The sequence below is a fragment of the Falsiroseomonas sp. RANM36 genome (genome assembly GCF_056682175.1).
This window is the reverse complement of sequence record NZ_JBWXTD010000008.1, coordinates 160959-161272: the sequence shown is the minus strand read 5'-3', so window position 1 is coordinate 161272 and position 314 is coordinate 160959. Positions and strand designations below refer to the sequence as shown.

Here is a 314-nt window from a genome sequence, read left to right as displayed (position 1 = left end):
GGGCGGCGGCGCCCGCGCCGCCCCCCCGCCCCCCCCCCCCCCCCCGCGGGCCCCCCGCGGGCGCGGCGCCCGATGCCGGCCACCAGGGCCACCGGCGCGGCCAGGATCAGCGGGCAGGGCGTGGCCACCACCAGCACCGCCAGCGCGCGCACCGGATCGCCCGTGACGGCCCAGGCGCCGAGCGAGAGCACGGCCGTGAAGGCGACGAAGCCGAGCGCCCAGCGATCCGCGAGGCGGGCCATCGGCGCGCGCGCCCCCCCCCCCCGCGCCGGCCGGGCGCCCCAGGCCGCGAATGGGGGGGGCCCCGGCCCCGG

1 pseudogene is annotated in these 314 nt (G+C 86.3%); it reads right to left on the bottom strand.

The window, feature by feature from the left end:
• Positions 1–242, bottom strand: a pseudogene (locus AC1MIR_RS26425) (heavy metal translocating P-type ATPase); the annotation flags it as partial.
• Positions 243–314: the final 72 nt, after the last annotated feature.